We start from the raw sequence: 18,918 nt of genomic DNA on the forward strand, positions 1-18,918 counted from the left end.
GAATATAAAAAAGTAACTATTTAGATATGAATTTAAAATCATTTAAATTGGGTTTGTTTACTGGGGTTTTTGCCTTAGTTGCTTTTAGCGCAAATGCACAACAACCAAAACAGGCCGAACATAGCAACGCTAATGTGAGAATGGGGCAAAAAGCTCTTTTGGATGGTGATTTCAAGAATGCCGAGTCATACTTGACAAAAGCTCTGCCTCAAGAAGGAAAAGATCCGGATGTATTATATATGTTGGGTTATTCCCAGTTTCAAAATGGTGACTATAAGAAATCAGCAGAAACTTTTGGTAAAGTGGTTGCGTTAAATGGTAAAAATGCAAATGCTTTATATTTCAAAGCAAAAGCGACGAACAATCTTGCTGTTCAATCGACAAATAAAGCTTCTGTCGCGAATAAAGAGCAGTTGTTGAAAGGAGCTATCGAAGATTATACAAAGGCAATTGCCATTACACCAAACGATTCTAAATTCTATCAGAATAGAGCGATTGCTAATCGTGACTTAGGTATTTTGATTGGTACAGCGGGCACGCCAAACTATAATAAGGCGATGGCAACCGATGCTTATAATAATGCAATCAAAGATTACGAAAAAGTACTAAGCTTTGATTCGTCTAAAAAAGACATCCAAACCGAAATCAAAAAAGCAAAAGTATATAGAGATAATTTAAAATAGTATCACTAGTACGTATAGAGAGGGAATTCCAGCAGGGATTCCCTTTTTTTTGTCTAAAATTTTAGCGCTTTATGGTGTAAAAATAAGTTGGTTCACTATTTTTTCTTTATCAATATAAAAACGAAAGGCTGTATTATTCTGTTCTTATTCTAAATCAAACAAGTAATAAATATGGAAACGAATCGATTGTCAAAAGAAATGCAAGAAACTTTAATCAAGCAAATGACTAAGGAAGCTGAAGCGGCACAAATTTATTTGGCATTAGGGGTCTGGGCAGATGATCAGGGGTATGGTGGAGTGGCCAATTTCCTGTATAGACATGCACAGGAAGAGCGTAACCACATGACGAAGATTATGGGGTATATCCTGGAACGGGGTGGCCGGCCAAGAATTGAAGCCATTGCACAACCTCCAGCAGATCCGCAAACGTTGACAGAATGTTTTAACCGCGTTTTCAAACACGAAGTAGATAATACCGAAGCGATTTATAACATTGTCAATTTAGCAATGGCCGAGAAAGACTGGGCAACGTGGAATTTTGCACAATGGTTTGTCAAAGAACAGATCGAAGAAGAGAAGCTAGCGCTGGAATTGATTGATAAATTGAAGATTGCCGGTGGAGACCGTGCTTCGGACGAATCCTTATTTGCGTTGGATTCCTCTTTGGAAGCTATGCCAGACGAAGTGACGCTAGCAAGAGAAGCAACTGCTGACGATCCTAAATAATACTAAACTGTATAAAAAAAATGAGGAATCCTTTTCAGAGATTCCTCATTTTTTTTATTTGATGTTAAGCGGTAGATAGACACCGAATGTGATGTTTCTGCCCATATTGTAAACGCCAAAATTTGGATCTTCTTGCGATAGCCGACCCGGGCGCAATCGGCTTAACGCATCGTAATAACGCTTGTTGGTCAGATTGGACGCTGCCGCAAATATTTTCAGTTGCTGCTGCCCGAAATGTAATGTCGTACCGATTCCGGCATTCAACAATGTGTATCCGTCTGCTGGAGTTTCGAAGGTTTCGTCAATGCGGCTCTGTTTAAAATAATTGTCTAACCCCACTGATAAGTAAAAGGCATTCAATCCGCTTATTTTAGGCTCGAGGCGCAGGGTATTGTGCACTACGCCGGCCGGGATCAATGCCAATGGTCTGTCAAAGGTTTTATTCTGTGCATGCGTATAACTAAACGTGTTGTCCAGGTGAATCCAGTTCAACAAATGAAAATTCAAGCTTCCTTCAACACCATATAGATTGGCGTTGACCTGTCCATAGCGGTATACGTCATAAGTATGTGAATCGCCATCTTCACCAACCACAGTTTTTGTATCCCCTTTTGTTGCCGAGGCATAAATAAAGTTGTGAATATAGTTTTCGTAGATTCCGATACTTCCGGTAACGATGCTATGGCCAAACTCGAGTGTTGCATCCGCTTGATAGCTTCTTTCGGGTTTCAGGTTCTCATTACCGACCTCATACCGCGAAGTACCCTCATGAACACCATTGGAGCCGAGTTCTGCGGGGTTGGGCGCTCTAAATGCTGAGCCCGCATTTGCTTTAAAGTTGAGATCCTCATTGAAAATATGCGTATAACCAAGAGCACCACTGACGTTACTGAAGCTATTTTTAAAACCAGGAAATTGCTCTTCATCTTCAACAAACAGCTGTTTGCCTTTGTTGTTGACATAGTCATAGCGTAAACCGACATTAAACGTGTTTTCACCCCAGCTTTTCTTTGCATAACCAAAAGCTCCCAATTCCAGCTGGTCATAGGCTGGGATTAAGAACTCGCTCCCTTTATTTACACTGTGTTCCTGACTTGCGCTAATACCAAATACGTGTTGCCAGCCGTTTCTTTCACTTAAAGAATACTTGGCATCGAGGGAATAGGTATTTAGGTCAAAGAACAGGGATGGGGTAGCTTCTTCCAATTCTCGACGTTGATTCTTTTGGTAGCCCAAGTCAAGTTTTAAATTGCCCGACCCGATAACAAAGCTGTTGTTGAGGGCCAATTTATAGTGACGGATGTCCTGTTTGGGGAAATCCAATGTACGGCTTTTAGCGTTTGTGTAAAGCGGGTCGCCCGGTTCGGCATCGTAAAAACCGATGTTATTTTTTAGGTAAGAAAAATTAAGGTGCGAATAGCCCCATTGCTTGTTTAGCCCGAGCATACCGCTTAAATTGCTGTTGTTAAAGCCGCTATTGCCGTATCTTCCTGCAGGGGTATTATAAGAATACGCATTCTGATACGATCCACGACCACGCCATACGAAGCCATTTTCATTACCTGTTAGCATAACAGAACTATTGGTCATTCCATTGTTGGTCGCATAGCTTGTCAGTAATTCGCCTTTAATATGTCCCTCGGTAGGAACATTGGGCTCCAGTACATTGATCACACCACCGATGGCATCAGATCCGTACATCAATGAAGCCGCACCACGTAAAACCTCGACACGGTCGGGTTGATTTTGGTCGATTTCAATGCCGTGTTCGTCGCCCCATTGTTGTCCCATCTGTTTTACCCCATCGCTTACCGTGACCACCCTATTATAGCCCAGACCCCGTATAACAGGCTTTGAAATTCCTTGTCCAGTGGTGATCTGACTTAGTCCGGGAACTTGTCGCGCAAGCGCATCAATAAGATTTGTTCCATTTCCCTGCAACTCATCTTTGGAAATAACAGCTACTGAGGTGCTGTTGCGACGGCTCTGAGAAGTGACGAGTGTGCCTGTAACGACTACTTCATTCGTTTCAATAATGCTTTCTGTCAAGGAAAAATCAAGGGAAAGATTTTCCGACGTTAAATCAACGGCCTTGACAACGGACTGATAACCCAAAAAACGGACCTCAACCAAGTAGCGTCCATTTGAAGGAAGAGATTTAAAGCTATAATGACCTTGTTGGTCTGATGCCGTGCTCGAACGAAGCTGTTGCAGTGATATGGTAGCACCAGCAATTGGCAGGTTGGTTTTGGCATCCGTTACTTTACCGCTAATTGTTGAGGCAAGCGCCGGAAGTATGGAGAAATAGGAGACAAGCATAAAAATGCAGCCTATAATTTTAAGTTTCATCTGTACTATAATTTCTACGTATGTAATATCAGCGGTACAAACGACAAAGCTTGAATCAGCTACCAAGGCGTTATTGTGCCAAGGTTGAACCGATAGCTGGTCGTATGCATCGTTTGACTGTTGAGTTGTAAAGACCCTTATGGAGTCCTGGTAGCAATAGTGGTCAACTTATGTTAACACGCACTATTGAAATTAGCATAGAAATGAATAGAGGGGTGGGCCTCGATTGCCAGAAATCAATGATCTGACTATCTGGTCTCCAATGATGAACAGACCAAATTCAACGATTTTAACAGGAAGTATGAATTCACCCTGCGTAAAATTAAAAACCAGTTGAGGATGTGAATTTTGGTCGCAGATAGCACATTTGGGGTGATCAGCCTGATGTTTTTTTGCTGGGCTATCTACGATATGCAGTGCAGCCTGGGGATGTTCATGACTGTACACAATGAACTGACCAATTAAGAAGGTCATCAAGAGCACGAATGCTGCGAATTTGTTCAATGAGATATCTTTCACGCTGAAATCACTACGTTTAAACCCAAGCTGTCACTCGGATCACTTTATTAATCGGGTCAAAGATAATGAAAATAAAATATAAAGCAATCGTGTTGCATTTATTAATATGATAGGATCATAAAATTCGCCGCTGAATCAAAGACTCAGCGGCGAATTTTGCTGATGTATAAGACTTATCGTATTACTTTTTGGGATGAACAAACTTGCCGACAATTTCATATTGATTGGCATCTAGTCCCTGAACGTCTTGCAATTTGACAATGCGATAAAGCGAATCGCTGAAGTAGTCTAAATTTTCCTGACTATCGTATAAGCTATTTGTTATCTTTTTATCGATATGGATGTGTTTTACCTTTTCGTTCTTATCAAATTCGATACGCAGTTTCTGTATCTGCAGATCTTTCTTTTTCGCTGTAAATTCGGTCACACAGTCGACAGCTTTGACTTCATACAATGTGGGATCGAAATTTTTGCTGATATCAGCAGCTTGAAAAGCGGACAGTTCATTTTTCCAGCTTCCAATTTTCAGCTCGCGCTGTTCTTTTTCTCCATCTTTGCTGACAGATTTTAGCACGGCGGGATTGAGCTGTTGCAAGCGATTGACTTCTGCATTAAAAAACGAGTCGACAGAAAATATGTCGGAAGATTTTTGAGGGCTTTTTGTTGCGGAAGGTGATCCACAACTCCAAAAAAGCAGCGCACTACCCGCAAAAAAGGAGCGTGCGCTGCTACTGATTTTATGTACGTTACTATTCTGATACCAATACATTTCCTGTCATTTCAGCGGGGATATTGACGCCCAAAATTTGTAAGACGGTTGGGGCAATATCACCTAATTTACCGTTGGCTATTTTTTTGTACTGATCGTCAATCAAGATACAGGGAACCAAATTTGTTGTGTGCGCGGTGTTTGGCGATCCATCTTCATTGACCATAAATTCCGAATTGCCATGATCGGCCAAAATTATAAAGGAGTAACCATTTTTAAGACCAGTCTCTACGACCGTTTTGGTACATTGATCCACAGTTTCTACGGCTTTAATGACAGCATCAAAAACTCCTGTATGACCTACCATATCTGGATTTGCAAAGTTCAGACAGATAAAATCAGGCTGAAGTGTTTCCATATCGTTAACGATAGCCGCTGTAATTCCTTGAGCTGACATCTCGGGTTGAAGATCGTAAGTTGCCACTTTGGGGGATGGAACCAACAAACGGTTTTCACCTTTAAATTCTTGTTCACGGCCTCCTGAGAAGAAAAATGTGACGTGTGGATATTTTTCTGTTTCGGCGATACGCGTTTGTGTTTTATGGTTAGCCTCCAATACTTCACCCAACGTGTTGGTTAAGTTATCTTTTTGAAAGACCACTCTCACATTCTGGAACGTTTCATCATAAGACGTCATGGTCACATAATATAGATCCAACGGTTTCAGATCATATGCTGGGAATGCTTTTTGAGTTAGCGCAATTGTAATCTCGCGGCCACGATCCGTTCTGAAATTATAGCAGAATACCACATCGCCTTCTTGTATTGTAGCCACAGGCGCTCCGTTGGCGTCTACCAAGGCAATTGGTTTCACAAACTCATCCGTTATCCCTTCATCGTATGATTTTTGGATAGCGGCCACCAGGTCATTGGATTTTTCACCTTCCGCTTTTACTAAAAGATCGTATGCTAATTTTACCCGTTCCCATCTGTTGTCGCGATCCATCGCATAGTACCGACCGATTGCCGATGCGAAGGTACCTGTTGTTGTTGTCAAATACGCCTGTAAGTCTCTCACGTAATTAATGCCCGAGTTTGGATCCGTATCACGGCCATCCAAGAAAGCATGTACAAATACTTGTTCACTGCTCAGTCCAGCATGTTTTGCGGCATCACATAAACCCTTTAAGTGCTTGGTGTGCGCGTGTACGCCACCATCGGAAAGCAAACCGATAAAATGTACCTTTTTGTTATTTGCTAAAGCATATTTAAATGCGTCTTGAATCACTGGGTTCGAATTGAATACGCCGTCATTGACCGCTTTGTGAATACGTCCCAATTCTTGGTAGACAATTCTTCCGGCACCAAGATTCATGTGCCCTACCTCAGAGTTACCCATTTGGCCGGCAGGCAAGCCAACAGCTTCGCCCGAAGCTTCTAAAGTTGAGTTTGGATATGCTTCTAATAAATGGTCTAAAAATGGGGTGTTTGCAGCTTCAACTGCATTTGATTTATCATGTTTTCCATATCCTAGTCCGTCTAGGATCATGAGTGCAACTTTTTTCTTATTCATCGTATAACAAAGATAATCTTAATTTTAGAATCTATCAACGCATCTTAAAAACTTCCCTTGTTAATCACCAATATTTTTATAGGTTTGTGGCATCATTTGTGTTCCATCATAAATGGAACTGCCTAAGGATTGATTTTGATTACAGAATCTGTTCTATACATGTTAAGCTATATGAAACTTTTAAGCCATTGCGGATTTATACTTATTACGAATCTTTTTTTACACAATGCTGCGTTTGGTCATTTTTCGATGCCTGTAAATCCACGGATGGAAGAAAACTTGCCCGGGGCTGATGATTCTTTGGAAAGAATTTCGGAAGAGCTAAAATCATATTTGAAAGAGGGTAATGCAAAAAACATAGCCAAGTATTTTGCCTCAAACATCACCTTGTCGATTTTAGGGGAAAATGGTATTTATACAAAGTACCAATCAGAAATCATGTTGGGGACATTTTTTAATCAGCATAAACCCAAGACAGTAAAACTGACGCAGTCGAGCAATGCCAACAATGGCTATCAATATTTTACCTTTTCTTTAGCCACAGAACAGGCCAACTATCGGGTCTTTGTAAAGATAGGAGCAGGGAGTAATAACCATTCCATCGAAGAGTTGAGGATCGACAAAAATTGATCCTGATCCTATTTTTTTTATCAATCTATTTTTCGATTAAAAAATTATTCCACATCTTAGCCCAATAAATAGCATTTATGGAGAAGGAAATCAAGGACTATTTGGCCCAGTTTGTAAAACAAGCTGTCGCGGAGGATTTGGGCGATGGAGATCATACCTCATTATCGACAATTGAAGCCGGCGCGCAAGGTGAAGCAAAGTTGATTGTGAAGGATAATGGTGTACTGGCAGGTGTCGAAGTAGCGCAGGCAATTATCGCCTATGTGGACGACAGTTTAGTCTGTGAGGTATTTATCCAGGATGGAAGTCGGGTTAAAATGGGTGATATTGCTTTTTATGTCAGGGGAAATATCCAAAGTATTTTATTGGCCGAACGCTTGGTGCTGAATGTGATGCAGCGTATGAGTGGTATAGCCACAACAACCCGGCAGTATGTGGATCTGTTAGCAGGTACAGATACAAAAATTTTGGATACGCGAAAAACGACGCCCCTGTTACGGGTGCTAGAGAAAGAAGCCGTGCGCATTGGTGGAGGCACCAATCATCGTTTTGGTCTTTTTGATATGATTTTAATTAAGGATAATCATGTAGACTATAGCGGCGGGATTATACCTGCGCTAGCGCGTGCAAATGCCTATAGAAAGAGCCTAAATAAACCAATAGAAATAGAAATTGAAGTCCGAAATTTTGTGGAACTTGATGAAGTTCTTAACTTTGGCGAAGTGGATCGAATCATGTTAGATAATTTTTCACCGCAAGATGTTGCCAAAGCTGTTCAGATTATCGACCGTCGGTTCAAGACAGAGGCCTCTGGGGGAATAACTTTTGACATGATTAGGTCATATGCGGAGGCCGGGGTAGATTATATCTCAGTAGGTGCTTTGACACACAGTGTGAAGAGCCTTGATCTTAGTCTGAAGGCCAAATTAATATAAGAACTAATTAATTAATGATATCGATTTATTTAGTAATTGCAGTATTACTAGCGTACTTGTTTGGGTCCATACCAACGGCTGTTTGGTTGGGACAGGCATTTTATGGGGTAGATGTTCGTGAGTATGGTAGTGGTAATGCTGGGGCGACTAATACCTTTCGTGTGTTGGGACCGAAAGCGGGATCGATTGTGATGTTTGTCGATATTTTTAAAGGCTGGACAGCAACCAATCTAGCTTATTTAATAGAACTGGGGCAAAATACGAGCGATGTTCAGTTTGTTAACTTTCAGTTGGCATTGGGCGTTATCGCGGTATTGGGACATTTATTTCCTGTATTTGCGGGATTCAGAGGAGGGAAGGGCGTAGCAACGCTCTGTGGTATGATTCTCGCGATCCATACGCCTGCAGCCTTGGTTTGTGTTTCTGTATTTGTTGTTATCCTGTTGACCACCCATTACGTTTCATTGGGGTCCATTTCGGCAGGATTTGCATTTCCATTCAGTTTGGCCTTTATATTCAAAACAACGATACCTTCCGTACTCCTGTATGGAATAGCGATTTGTATCCTCTTGTTGATTACCCACCAAAAGAATATAGAGCGTCTGTTAAAGGGGCATGAGTCCAAGATCTACCTTTTTAAGAAAAAAGCGAAGGAAAAAGAATAGGCACAATAATTGCATCCGCTACGATGGATTAATAAATTATTGTAAAATATCCATGTTGGATGCGCTGAAAAGCGATTATCTTTCGCTTTGAAACTCCATATGGCCCTTGAAATAAAATATAAACTATGAACGGAATGTTTAAGTATTCAGCTATGGTATTAGCGTGTGTAACACTGGCATCGGGGTTGTCAGGTTGTGCAACTTCTGCTGTTACCGGGAAAAAATATTTGAAATTGGTCAGTGCTGATCAAGTGAACGAGCAAGCTGCATTGGCTTATAAAGATTTTTTATCGAAGAATAGTTCAAAAGTAGTCACTGGGACTGCCGATGCCACAATGGTTAAACGTGTGGGTAATAGACTGGCCACAGCGGTGAACCAATATTTGCAAAGCACCGGTCGTGCCAACCAATTTAACTTCAATTGGGAATTCAACTTAGTAAGGAGTGATGATGTGAACGCTTGGTGTATGCCTGGTGGTAAAGTGGCAGTTTATACCGGAATTTTGCCTGTTACACGTACCGAAGCAGGACTTGCCACGGTAATGGGGCATGAGATAGCCCATGCGATTGAGGAGCATTCCGTAGCGCAGGCTTCGAATCAGATTGCTTTGCAATTGGGCGGACAGATTTTAGGTTCCGCAGCCGGCGTATCTGGCAACAGTACTCTTGGAGTTTTCAATAATCTTTACGGTTTGGGAGGAAATTTGGCGCAGTTGAAATTCTCCAGAAGCGATGAATCCGATGCAGATGCTGCCGGATTGATCATCATGGCTTTGGCGGGATATAATCCAAATGAAGCGGTCGATTTTTGGAAACGTATGGCCTCGGGAAGTCAGAAAGGGCAGCCAGAGTTTTTGAGTACGCACCCTAGCGATGAACGACGTATTGCGGATATCCAAAAATTGATTCCGAATGCGATGAAGTATTATAAAAAATAAACGATTGATAGGATACGAAAAGAGGGATTTGCGTGAGCAGATCCCTCTTTTTTTGCATTATATTTTGATCAAGTTACACCCCGGCTAGCGCATCGCTAACGCCAAGTACTACACCGATGACCAATCCCATAAAATTAAAAGCGATGGTAATGATGACCATGATGCCAATAAATTTGTAGTGTTTTTTTAACGCATCCAAGCAAAGCTCCAGCTGAATGGTATCGCGGTTTTCAATTGCTTTTTTCGCTTTAGATCCGAAATTATACAGAAAATAGATGGGAAGGCAAAAGAAAGCAAGAAAGAGCAGGTACAGGACACCGAATGTGGATAAGGCGCCCGCTGTGACATATTCGTCAGCACCGAGTGACAAGGCGCTTGCGCCAAAGATCAGGCTAACCATGGTGATGGCCGAGATGCCGATGAAAATAAAACAGACGATGGCCAAAAAATTGGCCCATTTGGCTGCTGAAGCTAAAAAAGCGAGTCCTGCTGGAGACAGTTTAAGGTCTGCAGGTTCTAGAAAAGAAGAATTTTGAATACCGTCTTCCATGAAGCGTAAAATATTAGGTGTGCGAATTTCAGAAATGTTCTTGGCTTTTGAAACAAGTTTTTATACAAAACGTCCAGCGTATACAATCGTTTAGATTTTTTCAATTCGTTAGGCACTAGTCGTGCAATTGCTACAGGAAACTGAATTGTATAAGGTAATTTTCAACTGTTAGGAAATTAGCTAAAATTTTTTAAAAAATTAAATTCCGATTGGAAGAATGTTGTTACAAAAAAAAAATCCAGAATTGATGTGGAAAACTATTTTTGATCAGATAATTAGAATGTAAATGCTGGTTTAAAACATCTTACAACGTTTTTTTTCGTGATAAATTATCTATTGATGTCTAATTTTTGTTGTGGATTTCATGAAATGGGTGTGGTTTAGTGTGTTAAGTTTATATTAAGTCCTTTGTAATTTCAAATCTCTTAGTAATTTTGCTTAACATTTTTTAACAAATCACATTATATGAAAAGATCTTTACTCTTTTTCGCTCTTGTTATGGCTAGTTATGGTGCTGTACAAGCTCAGGTTACAACAAGTAGCGTTACAGGTATTGTAAAAGAGGCTAATGGACAGTTCACATCGGGAGCAACAATTAAAGCTACGCACGTGCCATCAGGAACTGTTTATTCTGGCTCGGCTAACGCTGCAGGTCGGTTCAACTTAGCTAATATGCGTGTTGGCGGACCGTACAAAATTGAAGTAACCTATGTAGGACAACAACCTATCGTGTATGAAGATGTTTATTTGCAATTAGGTGAACCATTCGTAGTAAATCCTGTTTTTGGCGATTCAGCGACTAATCTTGAAGAAGTAGTTGTTACAAGAGCTGGCGTCTTAAAAGGAGAGCGAAATGGAGCATCTACTATTGTTGGGCGTCGTCAGATCGAGAATTTGCCTACAATTACTAGAAGTGTAAATGATTTAACCCGTTTAACTCCTCAAGCTAACGGTACTGCTATTGGTGGGGGAAATTACCGTGCCAATAATTTCAGTGTTGACGGAGCGAATTTCAATAACCAATTTGGTATTGGCCAAAATATTCCAGCAAATGGGTCTCCAATTTCTATTGACGCGATAGAGCAGATATCGGTAAATGTAACTCCGTTTGATGTTCGTCAATCAGGTTTTACAGGAGCGTCTATTAATGCTGTAACACGTTCTGGTCGTAACGATTTCTTTGGCTCAGCTTTTTATAGTGGTCGTTCTGATAAACAACAAGGAAATCGTGTAAATGATGTGGTGTTTACACCTAATGATCTAAGTGTAAAACAGTATGGTGTAAGTTTAGGTGGTCCAATTATTAAAAACAAGTTATTCTTCTTTGTGAATGTTGAACAACTGAAGCAAACTGAACCAGGACCGACCAAAGTTGCTTCTGTAAAAGAATCTGACTATGGAACTACAAGTTATTTTGCAAGACCTACAGTTGCTTTTATGGATGAAGTGAGTAATTATTTGAAAAATACTTACGGTTATGATCCTGGTGCTTACCAAGGATATTCTTCGAAAAGTAATAATGATAAGATTTTTGCTCGTATCGATTGGAACATTGCTGATAATCACAAAATCAATTTTAGATACAACCAAGTTAAAGGGAAATCTCCTTCTAATTTGAGCTCATCGTTTAGTGGATCTAATATTGATACAAAGGTGTATCCAATGAATAGAACTGGAAATAATGCGTTAAGTTTTCAAAACTCGAATTATTTCCAAGAAACAAATTTATATTCTGCGACAGCTGAGTATAACGGAAAGGTTGGTAATTTGAATCACTCCGCCCGTCTATCTTATGTAAATCAAGATGAGCCGCGAAGTGTCTCTGGAGATATATTTCCTTTAGTTGACATACGTGATGGTATTGCTGGTACAGGTGGTAACATACTTACCTCTTTCGGAACAGATCCGTTTACGTACGGAAATCTTCGCTCGGTCAAAACTTGGACTGCAAATTATGACGCTAACTATACCTTGAACGATCATTATTTTACTGGAGGTCTTCAGTTTGAGACGTCTCGGACAGTAAATGGGTTTCAACGTTTTGGAGCTGGGTACTATATGTATAATTCTTGGCAAGACTTTATTGGGGGTAAACCTGCTGTAAACTATGCGTTGACTTATCCATTAACTGCAGATGGTTCGCAAGCTATGCCAAGCTTCAAGTTTAACCAGTGGTCACTTTATCTACAAGATCAGTTTACAGTAAATGAAAAACTGAAATTAACGGGGGGAGTGCGTTTAGAACTTCCAACGTATCCAGATGTTTCAGAAATGAAAACTCACCCACTGTTGCAGAGCCTAGAATTTGCTAACGGACTTCATCTAAATACAGGTGCGATGCCTAAAACAAGAGTAATGGTATCTCCGCGTTTTGGATTTAATTATGATGTTAATGGTGATCGTTCATTTATTGTTCGTGGAGGTACAGGGGTATTTACTGGTCGAATTCCTTTTGTTTGGATTGTTGCTCAATCAGGAGATTCCGGTATGCTTCAATATACAAAGACTTATGCTGCTGGCGATGCAAATATGCCATCATTTAGCCCAGATATTAAAGCAAACTACCCAGCCACGCCTGATGCAGCAGGAACTTCATTGCCCGGAAATATGTCAGCGATGGATGTTAACCTTAAATTTCCTTCAACTTGGAAATCAAGTGTAGCTGTTGATTACAAGTTACCTTGGGGAGTAGTGGGTACAGTAGAGGCTATCTATAATAAAGATATTAATGCTGTAGTTGCAAAAAATGTAAACTTGGTTGATCCAACGGCAATGAATATCGCTGGATATGGAGATACTAGATTTATCTTTCCGAATGCAAACGCAGATAAATACCTATATACAATTGACTCAAAAGGACAACCTGTTAAAGGATCTTCAGGACAGTTTATTCCAACGTACATGACCAATGCGAAAGGTGGACATTATTATTCGGTAACTGCTCAATTGCAAAAAAGCTTCGATAAAGGATTTTCCGGAATGGTTGCATACACTTATAGTGGTGCTAAAAATTACGGTGATGGAGCTGGAGATCAAATTCAAAACCTATGGTCTATTCCTCTTCAAGCAAATGGTAACTCCAATAATCCTGAACTGGGATATACTACCAATATTGTTCCTCATCGTTTAATGGGATCTGTGACTTACACCAACAATTGGATTGGTAAATTGAATACTTCGATGACATTATTCTATAGTGGAAGCTCAATGGGTAGATTCTCTTACTATTATGGTTCTGATTTTAATCGTGATGGTCAAAATAATGACTTAATCTATATCCCGAAAGATGCTTCAGAATTGAAATTTATTGATATAGCAGCTGGTAATAGTAACTATGGTAAAAAAGCATACACTGCGCAGGAGCAATCCGACATATTTTGGAGCTTAGTGGATGGCGATAAGTACCTTAGCGAGCACAAAGGAAAGTATGTTGAACGTAATGGCGCTGTTGCACCATGGAGACACCAGTTTGACTTCCATTTGTCACAAGAAGTATTTAGAGGAATTGGCGGCGGAAATAATTCGTTAGAATTCTTTTGGGATGTGATGAATATTGGTAACCTATTTAATTCTTCTTGGGGTACTTATAAAATTAATAACAATATTTTATTGACTCCAAAAAATATTGATAAAGTAGAAGCGAATGGTACTACAGTTCCAACATTTAACTTGGGCTATGCAAATGGCGATGTAATAAAAGAGTTGAATCGACCGAACGAATCGATATCTTCAACTTATTATATGCAGTTCGGTGTTAAATTTAAATTTAACTAAGAATAATATATAGTAAATTAATCAATGGCACCCCAAAAGCTTGATGATAGCTTTTGGGGTGTTTTTATTATAAAATAGCTGATAATGAAGTGGTAGACTTGTAAATAAAATTGGCAGTAGTAAATCAAGCAGCTTTTTCATTTAATAATAGCTAGTATTTTGAGACTGTAAAAGAACTGTGTTGGAATAATAAATTACTTGTTACAATAATTTTCCTGAACTTTATTTGAAAAATCTTTAAAAGAAGTTATCCTGTAATAATCCAAAATATGCTCCATGCTCAGGGATGGAGTGATGTGCGGACGAAGATTCAATAACTGAGCCCTTTTGATTACAATGAACATAGCAGCGCATTAAAGGATTTGAGAAATGTAATCCTAAGAATAGCTATCTTAGTGATGGTGATGATGTTTCTTCCGTGAACTATTGCTCAGAAAAATTAAATGAGAGATGATTATCACCACAACCCTAAACATTGAATACTGGGGAAATAAATTTTAGACATGTGTTTAGCTTCAACAAACAGTGATTTTGTAATCACTTCAATTTTAACCTATGTTTATATTGTGGGAAGATTTAAAGCTGTCCATTTTTTCGTTTATAGGTGGTCTAATAAAAGGGGCATCACCGGATTTTCAAAGATGCCCACAAATGTTGATACTGCGCAAATGGTTATCCTTTCGTCATAGCTTGTAAAATAGCGAAAGGTATAGATCTTAAAAAATTCACGACTGAAATGCTTGTTTATAGGAAGTATTGGACTTATTGGGAGCTCTACCAACTCCTAAATGGTTAAGATTCTCTGAGGCACTGTGCAATCCGTTACTGATATCACGAACTGAATCTGTCAGAAAAATGGCAAAATAACACGCTCGCAAGATGCGTCCAGCTCTTGGTCCCTTTTTGGTGTCTGTAACTCTAGTGTTTAGCGACCAAATCTTTGAAGAATTCGCGGTTCACAAGGGATAAAAATCTGATTAAAAACGTTTAACTTTACAATTGGCAGTGTGTTAAAATTTGGCGATTTAAATATAGCAACTTTGCTTTATCAAAATGCCGCCACTTTATTAACGTTTATGACGAAGGTGATTGTATATTGTAGTCAGCAAGTTTGGCCAAAATTTAGATTTACAAATTAGTTGTTTCAAGAAAATTGGAAATAAAATCACATTTTATAAAATTGTAAACTTAAATAACGAAATTAGATGAAAACCTATTTAAACTGGCTAATCATTGTTTTAATTATTTCATTAAATTATTCTTATGCTCAGAATAAGGATTTCCAGATATCTGTTGGCTCTCATTTATACATTACTAAGTTAGACTGGTCGATTGCTGGGAATATTAATGGAACAGACCCAAATGTACTTTCGGAATTAAAATACGATAACATTCTTACAATTGGGCCTGAATTAAAATTGATATATCCTGTCCAGCAAAAAATTAGTGTTTTCTTTGCTTATCAAAGAGGTTTTACTATTTCTGGAATGGCTAAGGATCGTGATTATTCAGGTGATAACCGCACAGACATGACCTATGATGAATCTTTTTCGAGCAATAAAGGAAATCAAAGTTCAATAAAACTTGGTGGACGTTATACTTTTTTAAATTTCAAAAAGATATCATTTAATGCAGGTACCCAATTTATTCAAAATAAACATAGATTTTATCTACTTAAAGATGAGATCCCAGACCTCAAGACAACTTACGACTCTAGATGGAAGGCATTATCCCTAAATCTTGGTGCTGACTATTTTATTAATAATGCTACCTCTATTAGTTCAGAGGTGACCTATTCATTTTTCAAATACTATTCTAAAGCAAACTGGAATCTGATCAAAGATTTTCAGCATCCAGTGAGTTTTGAACAAATGGCTAATGGCAATGGATGGTCGATAAAAATACAGGTTGAAAGAAATATTTCTGACCAATTTAATTTATATCTAAGTATGCTATCGGGTAAACAATCTTCATCAAAAGGGGTTGATATCTCTTATTATAAATATGGTGATAATTCCACAACTCGATTTAATGGGGTGTCTTATTACGCCACAGGGATTTCATTGGGTTTAATTTACGGTATCTAAAGATTTTTTTCCAATTTATTTTTTACAAGGATGGCAGGGTCGCCGCGGTTTATTCTTGTCATTAATTTTTCTTGACCTTTTCCGTCCCTTAACGGTTTACATTCAGATATAGCTTTTCATAGAAAACTGTTTTACTACTATTTGTCTGTCCCGCTTTCAATTCGTCAAGAGGAAAACCTTCATTATCATAAGTTTTTGATTAATGAGAGCCTCATTTTTTTCCTTGACGACCTCTACCATAGTTATTTGATTAAAATAAAGCTCGTTGTTTTCTGAGCAACCTAAATAGCCAATAATCCGCCGAAAATTAAACTTAGATTCGCCCATATCATTGCAGTCTAGTTTTATTAAATGCCGTCCAAAACGAATGGAAAAAAACTATAAAAAAGTTGAGTATTTGTGATTTCAAAAAATCTTTTATTGAAAGGCCTCAGCAGTTGAACACATCTTGTGAGCATGTTATTTGTCATTTTTCTGGCAGATTCGGTTAGTGATATCATTAATGGTCTTCGAAGCACTACAGGCAATATTAACCATATTGGTATTTCGGAGAAATGGAATTTGAATTTCTCACTAACAACATGTACTGGAAGCGGGGTATGGTAGCGATAATGTACAAACAAAGCTGGCAGATAAAGATCTTTTTCAAACACCTAAGCAGCTTGCTTAAAGTGGCCAGTTTTGCGGGCATATCAAAAAATTCCATACGAATACAGATATGGGCCGCATTGATCAGAGTATTTTTATTGAAATATATACAGAAAAAAGTTATCTACAGGTAGAATTTGTTTATTTTGGTGAGTTTTATACGAGTGAATTTCTTTTAAAAAATTGATTTTTAAAAGTGGGCTAACGATCCTTTTATCTATAAAAAAATGCCTGATAAAAACGGGCGGTTTGGGGTATTTTAAACATCAGGAGGATAGACAATGGTTGTATATAGAAACATAAAATTTTTGACAAGAAAGAATTCCTTTTTATATATTGCTAATTTTATTTAGAATGATAGTGATAATTTGTTTTTAATTTGTTATCTTAGTATGTGGTCCGTGTTTTTGAAGATAATTTGTTTCCTTGGATAATTGTGGTTTTTCTCCATTTGAGAGAAGAAAGAAAATACTGATTTCTCCAACTGGAAAATTGTAGTTTGGATGTACTTCTTGACGACTTTTTTGAAAGCTAAATGACTGTAAAATTAACCTATAAATAGTCTATATAGTTAATCTAAAATAATGATGAATATGAAAAGAAACATTAAAAAACTTTCTTACTTTATTTTACTAGCGGTCTCATTAGTTAGTTGTACAAAAGAAAATGAAATTAATACAACGAAAATTGAAGAAGTGTCACCTGCTGATTCTACAATTCATAAGTTTAATTTACCAGGGGGTAGTGAAATTAAGGTCTTAGAAAAGAAAGGTAATTACTATATCGCAGATGATATTCTTCTTAGCAAGAAGCAGTTTTTAACTTTAAAAAGCTTGAGTGGCTCGACTTTACCAAGAAGTGCGGTTATGACAAATCTTGTTAGCAAATGGCCAAACGGTGAGGTTCCCTATTTAATAGAAAGCAATTTCTATGATGTACAAAGAGTTAGTGACGCAATAAGTCGTTATCATAATCAAACTCCTGTTCGATTGGTTCCAAAGCAGCCTTGGCATAATGATTATGTCATATTTGTTAATCACCCATCGACGAGCATGTCTAGCTTGGGCAAAATTGGAGGTGTACAACAAATACATATATCTACATCTGCAGGGTACGGGACTGTAATGCATGAAATAGGTCATGCTATTGGCTTATTTCATGAGCATACAAGGTCCGATAGAGATCAGTTTGTACAAGTGGATCCAAGTGTTGCGAATAATATTAATTATCAAAAATATGATACAAATTTTTTAGGGTTTGATGTTGGTTTTTTTGATTTTAATTCTATAATGATGTACCCTATGAGTAATGTTTTAAAAAATAAATCTGATCCCACTTATAATTGGCCACTTAATAGAAGCGATTTTTCGACAGGTGATATCTCCGGGATCAATTATATATATGGAGTTTCTCCTTATATAGATGTGCGCTTAGATGTTACCGATTATCAATCAACTCCTGACGGATCTGAAAAGACTTACGATGTATATGTGGATTTCTATCAAAACGCCTCCAAAACAATACCATTAACTACAACTCATAGTATTAAAATATATTTTGAACAAGTTGAAGAACGAAAATCAAATAAAGCTAACCCAATTGAAGTAATTAAATTTAATTCAAGTAATATTGTTCCTGCAGGAGTCAGTTCATTTAAACTTGTTAGCGGGTTGATAGAAAGCAGATGGTATGAATATGGCGACTTAGATTTTTTACTTGATCAAAGAATCAATGTCATTCAAAAATCCGGATATCAGTTTTAGTTTGAAGAAATTATAATGAAAAAATATCTGTATATTTAATTTTGCTATTTTACTTCATATTGGAGTTAATGATTGTGAACTAGTGTTTAAATATTTTTTGTTAAAAATTAACCTAATTATCACATCAATAACATCAATGTTTGAAGAAAACTTGTCGCAACTTGGTTTCGGTCCCATATCACAACCTCGGCAAGCCCGGATCTCAGGCAGTAGCAGATGCGGGAGAGCCTAAATTAGATACGAGAGATCGTAATCTGTTGGAAGCTCAGATTATAGGCCTGTATTTATGACAGATTTGGAGAGCAGCCTATTCATTAATCCTTAAATGACTTTAAATATTATTTTATGGGGCTATCTCAAAATATGAAA

The 18,918-nt window shown here is 38.2% G+C and carries 14 protein-coding genes; 10 read left to right on the plus strand and 4 right to left on the minus strand.

The window, feature by feature from the left end; genetic code table 11:
- Positions 1 to 26 precede the first annotated feature (26 nt).
- Positions 27 to 683 (plus strand): tetratricopeptide repeat protein, encoded by a 657-nt coding sequence (locus QE382_RS07270; RefSeq protein ID WP_209577883.1) that lies wholly within the window; start codon positions 27 to 29, stop codon positions 681 to 683.
- Between the two features lie 171 nt (positions 684 to 854).
- Positions 855 to 1,409, plus strand: a complete 555-nt coding sequence (locus tag QE382_RS07275) for a ferritin (protein ID WP_293879461.1) — start codon at positions 855 to 857, stop codon at positions 1,407 to 1,409.
- 54 nt (positions 1,410 to 1,463) lie between these two features.
- Here the strand turns inward: QE382_RS07275 and QE382_RS07280 are convergent, their stop codons facing one another.
- The 3 genes from QE382_RS07280 to gpmI form a co-directional block, all read right to left on the minus strand.
- On the minus strand, positions 1,464 to 3,758 hold the full coding sequence (locus tag QE382_RS07280; RefSeq protein WP_307185283.1) for a TonB-dependent receptor: 2,295 nt from the start codon (positions 3,756 to 3,758) through the stop codon (positions 1,464 to 1,466).
- Between the two features lie 700 nt (positions 3,759 to 4,458).
- A complete protein-coding gene (locus QE382_RS07285; protein ID WP_307185284.1) occupies positions 4,459 to 5,046 on the minus strand; it encodes a hypothetical protein in 588 nt (195 codons plus the stop codon).
- Positions 5,027 to 6,559: a 2,3-bisphosphoglycerate-independent phosphoglycerate mutase gene (gpmI, locus tag QE382_RS07290; RefSeq protein WP_307185285.1), complete on the minus strand. Its 1,533-nt coding sequence runs from the start codon at positions 6,557 to 6,559 to the stop codon at positions 5,027 to 5,029. The genes QE382_RS07285 and gpmI overlap by 20 nt, the downstream gene beginning before the upstream one ends.
- A gap of 171 nt (positions 6,560 to 6,730) precedes the next feature.
- Between gpmI and QE382_RS07295 the strand changes: the two genes are divergently transcribed.
- From QE382_RS07295 to QE382_RS07310, 4 genes are all read left to right on the plus strand, one after another.
- The gene (locus tag QE382_RS07295; RefSeq protein ID WP_307185286.1) at positions 6,731 to 7,189 is read left to right on the plus strand and encodes a DUF4783 domain-containing protein; all 459 of its coding nucleotides are present in this window, start codon (positions 6,731 to 6,733) and stop codon (positions 7,187 to 7,189) included.
- Positions 7,190 to 7,266: 77 nt separating this feature from the next.
- A complete protein-coding gene (gene nadC, locus QE382_RS07300; RefSeq protein ID WP_307185287.1) occupies positions 7,267 to 8,124 on the plus strand; it encodes a carboxylating nicotinate-nucleotide diphosphorylase in 858 nt (285 codons plus the stop codon).
- 14 nt (positions 8,125 to 8,138) lie between these two features.
- The gene (gene plsY / locus QE382_RS07305; protein WP_307185288.1) at positions 8,139 to 8,789 is read left to right on the plus strand and encodes a glycerol-3-phosphate 1-O-acyltransferase PlsY; all 651 of its coding nucleotides are present in this window, start codon (positions 8,139 to 8,141) and stop codon (positions 8,787 to 8,789) included.
- A gap of 152 nt (positions 8,790 to 8,941) precedes the next feature.
- Positions 8,942 to 9,727 (plus strand): M48 family metallopeptidase, encoded by a 786-nt coding sequence (locus tag QE382_RS07310; protein WP_307185289.1) that lies wholly within the window; start codon positions 8,942 to 8,944, stop codon positions 9,725 to 9,727.
- 73 nt (positions 9,728 to 9,800) lie between these two features.
- Here QE382_RS07310 and QE382_RS07315 read toward each other — a convergent pair whose 3' ends face one another.
- A complete protein-coding gene (locus QE382_RS07315; RefSeq protein ID WP_293888528.1) occupies positions 9,801 to 10,277 on the minus strand; it encodes a hypothetical protein in 477 nt (158 codons plus the stop codon).
- Positions 10,278 to 10,742: 465 nt separating this feature from the next.
- On the opposite strand from QE382_RS07315, the gene QE382_RS07320 reads away from it, so the two are divergent.
- From QE382_RS07320 to QE382_RS07340, 4 genes are all read left to right on the plus strand, one after another.
- Positions 10,743 to 14,051 (plus strand): TonB-dependent receptor, encoded by a 3,309-nt coding sequence (locus QE382_RS07320; protein ID WP_307185290.1) that lies wholly within the window; start codon positions 10,743 to 10,745, stop codon positions 14,049 to 14,051.
- Between the two features lie 1,205 nt (positions 14,052 to 15,256).
- Positions 15,257 to 16,138 (plus strand): hypothetical protein, encoded by an 882-nt coding sequence (locus QE382_RS07330; protein WP_307185291.1) that lies wholly within the window; start codon positions 15,257 to 15,259, stop codon positions 16,136 to 16,138.
- Positions 16,139 to 17,379: 1,241 nt separating this feature from the next.
- Positions 17,380 to 18,549 (plus strand): M12 family metallopeptidase, encoded by a 1,170-nt coding sequence (locus QE382_RS07335; RefSeq protein WP_307185292.1) that lies wholly within the window; start codon positions 17,380 to 17,382, stop codon positions 18,547 to 18,549.
- A 140-nt stretch (positions 18,550 to 18,689) separates the two neighbouring features.
- Entirely contained in the window at positions 18,690 to 18,839 is a 150-nt protein-coding gene (locus QE382_RS07340) for a hypothetical protein (protein ID WP_307185293.1), read from the plus strand.
- Positions 18,840 to 18,918 lie beyond the last annotated feature (79 nt).

Source organism: Sphingobacterium zeae, assembly GCF_030818895.1.
GTDB lineage: Bacteria > Bacteroidota > Bacteroidia > Sphingobacteriales > Sphingobacteriaceae > Sphingobacterium > Sphingobacterium zeae.

What these genes read in the sequence shown, in the direction of transcription:
- QE382_RS07270 (WP_209577883.1), top strand. Translation starts at nt 27, where the DNA reads ATGAATTTAAAATCATTTAAATTGGGTTTGTTTACTGGGGTTTTTGCC.
- QE382_RS07275 (WP_293879461.1), top strand. Translation starts at nt 855, where the DNA reads ATGGAAACGAATCGATTGTCAAAAGAAATGCAAGAAACTTTAATCAAG.
- QE382_RS07280 (WP_307185283.1), bottom strand. Translation starts at nt 3,758, where the DNA reads ATGAAACTTAAAATTATAGGCTGCATTTTTATGCTTGTCTCCTATTTC.
- QE382_RS07285 (WP_307185284.1), bottom strand. Translation starts at nt 5,046, where the DNA reads ATGTATTGGTATCAGAATAGTAACGTACATAAAATCAGTAGCAGCGCA.
- gpmI (WP_307185285.1), bottom strand. Translation starts at nt 6,559, where the DNA reads ATGAATAAGAAAAAAGTTGCACTCATGATCCTAGACGGACTAGGATAT.
- QE382_RS07295 (WP_307185286.1), top strand. Translation starts at nt 6,731, where the DNA reads ATGAAACTTTTAAGCCATTGCGGATTTATACTTATTACGAATCTTTTT.
- nadC (WP_307185287.1), top strand. Translation starts at nt 7,267, where the DNA reads ATGGAGAAGGAAATCAAGGACTATTTGGCCCAGTTTGTAAAACAAGCT.
- plsY (WP_307185288.1), top strand. Translation starts at nt 8,139, where the DNA reads ATGATATCGATTTATTTAGTAATTGCAGTATTACTAGCGTACTTGTTT.
- QE382_RS07310 (WP_307185289.1), top strand. Translation starts at nt 8,942, where the DNA reads ATGGTATTAGCGTGTGTAACACTGGCATCGGGGTTGTCAGGTTGTGCA.
- QE382_RS07315 (WP_293888528.1), bottom strand. Translation starts at nt 10,277, where the DNA reads ATGGAAGACGGTATTCAAAATTCTTCTTTTCTAGAACCTGCAGACCTT.
- QE382_RS07320 (WP_307185290.1), top strand. Translation starts at nt 10,743, where the DNA reads ATGAAAAGATCTTTACTCTTTTTCGCTCTTGTTATGGCTAGTTATGGT.
- QE382_RS07330 (WP_307185291.1), top strand. Translation starts at nt 15,257, where the DNA reads ATGAAAACCTATTTAAACTGGCTAATCATTGTTTTAATTATTTCATTA.
- QE382_RS07335 (WP_307185292.1), top strand. Translation starts at nt 17,380, where the DNA reads ATGAAAAGAAACATTAAAAAACTTTCTTACTTTATTTTACTAGCGGTC.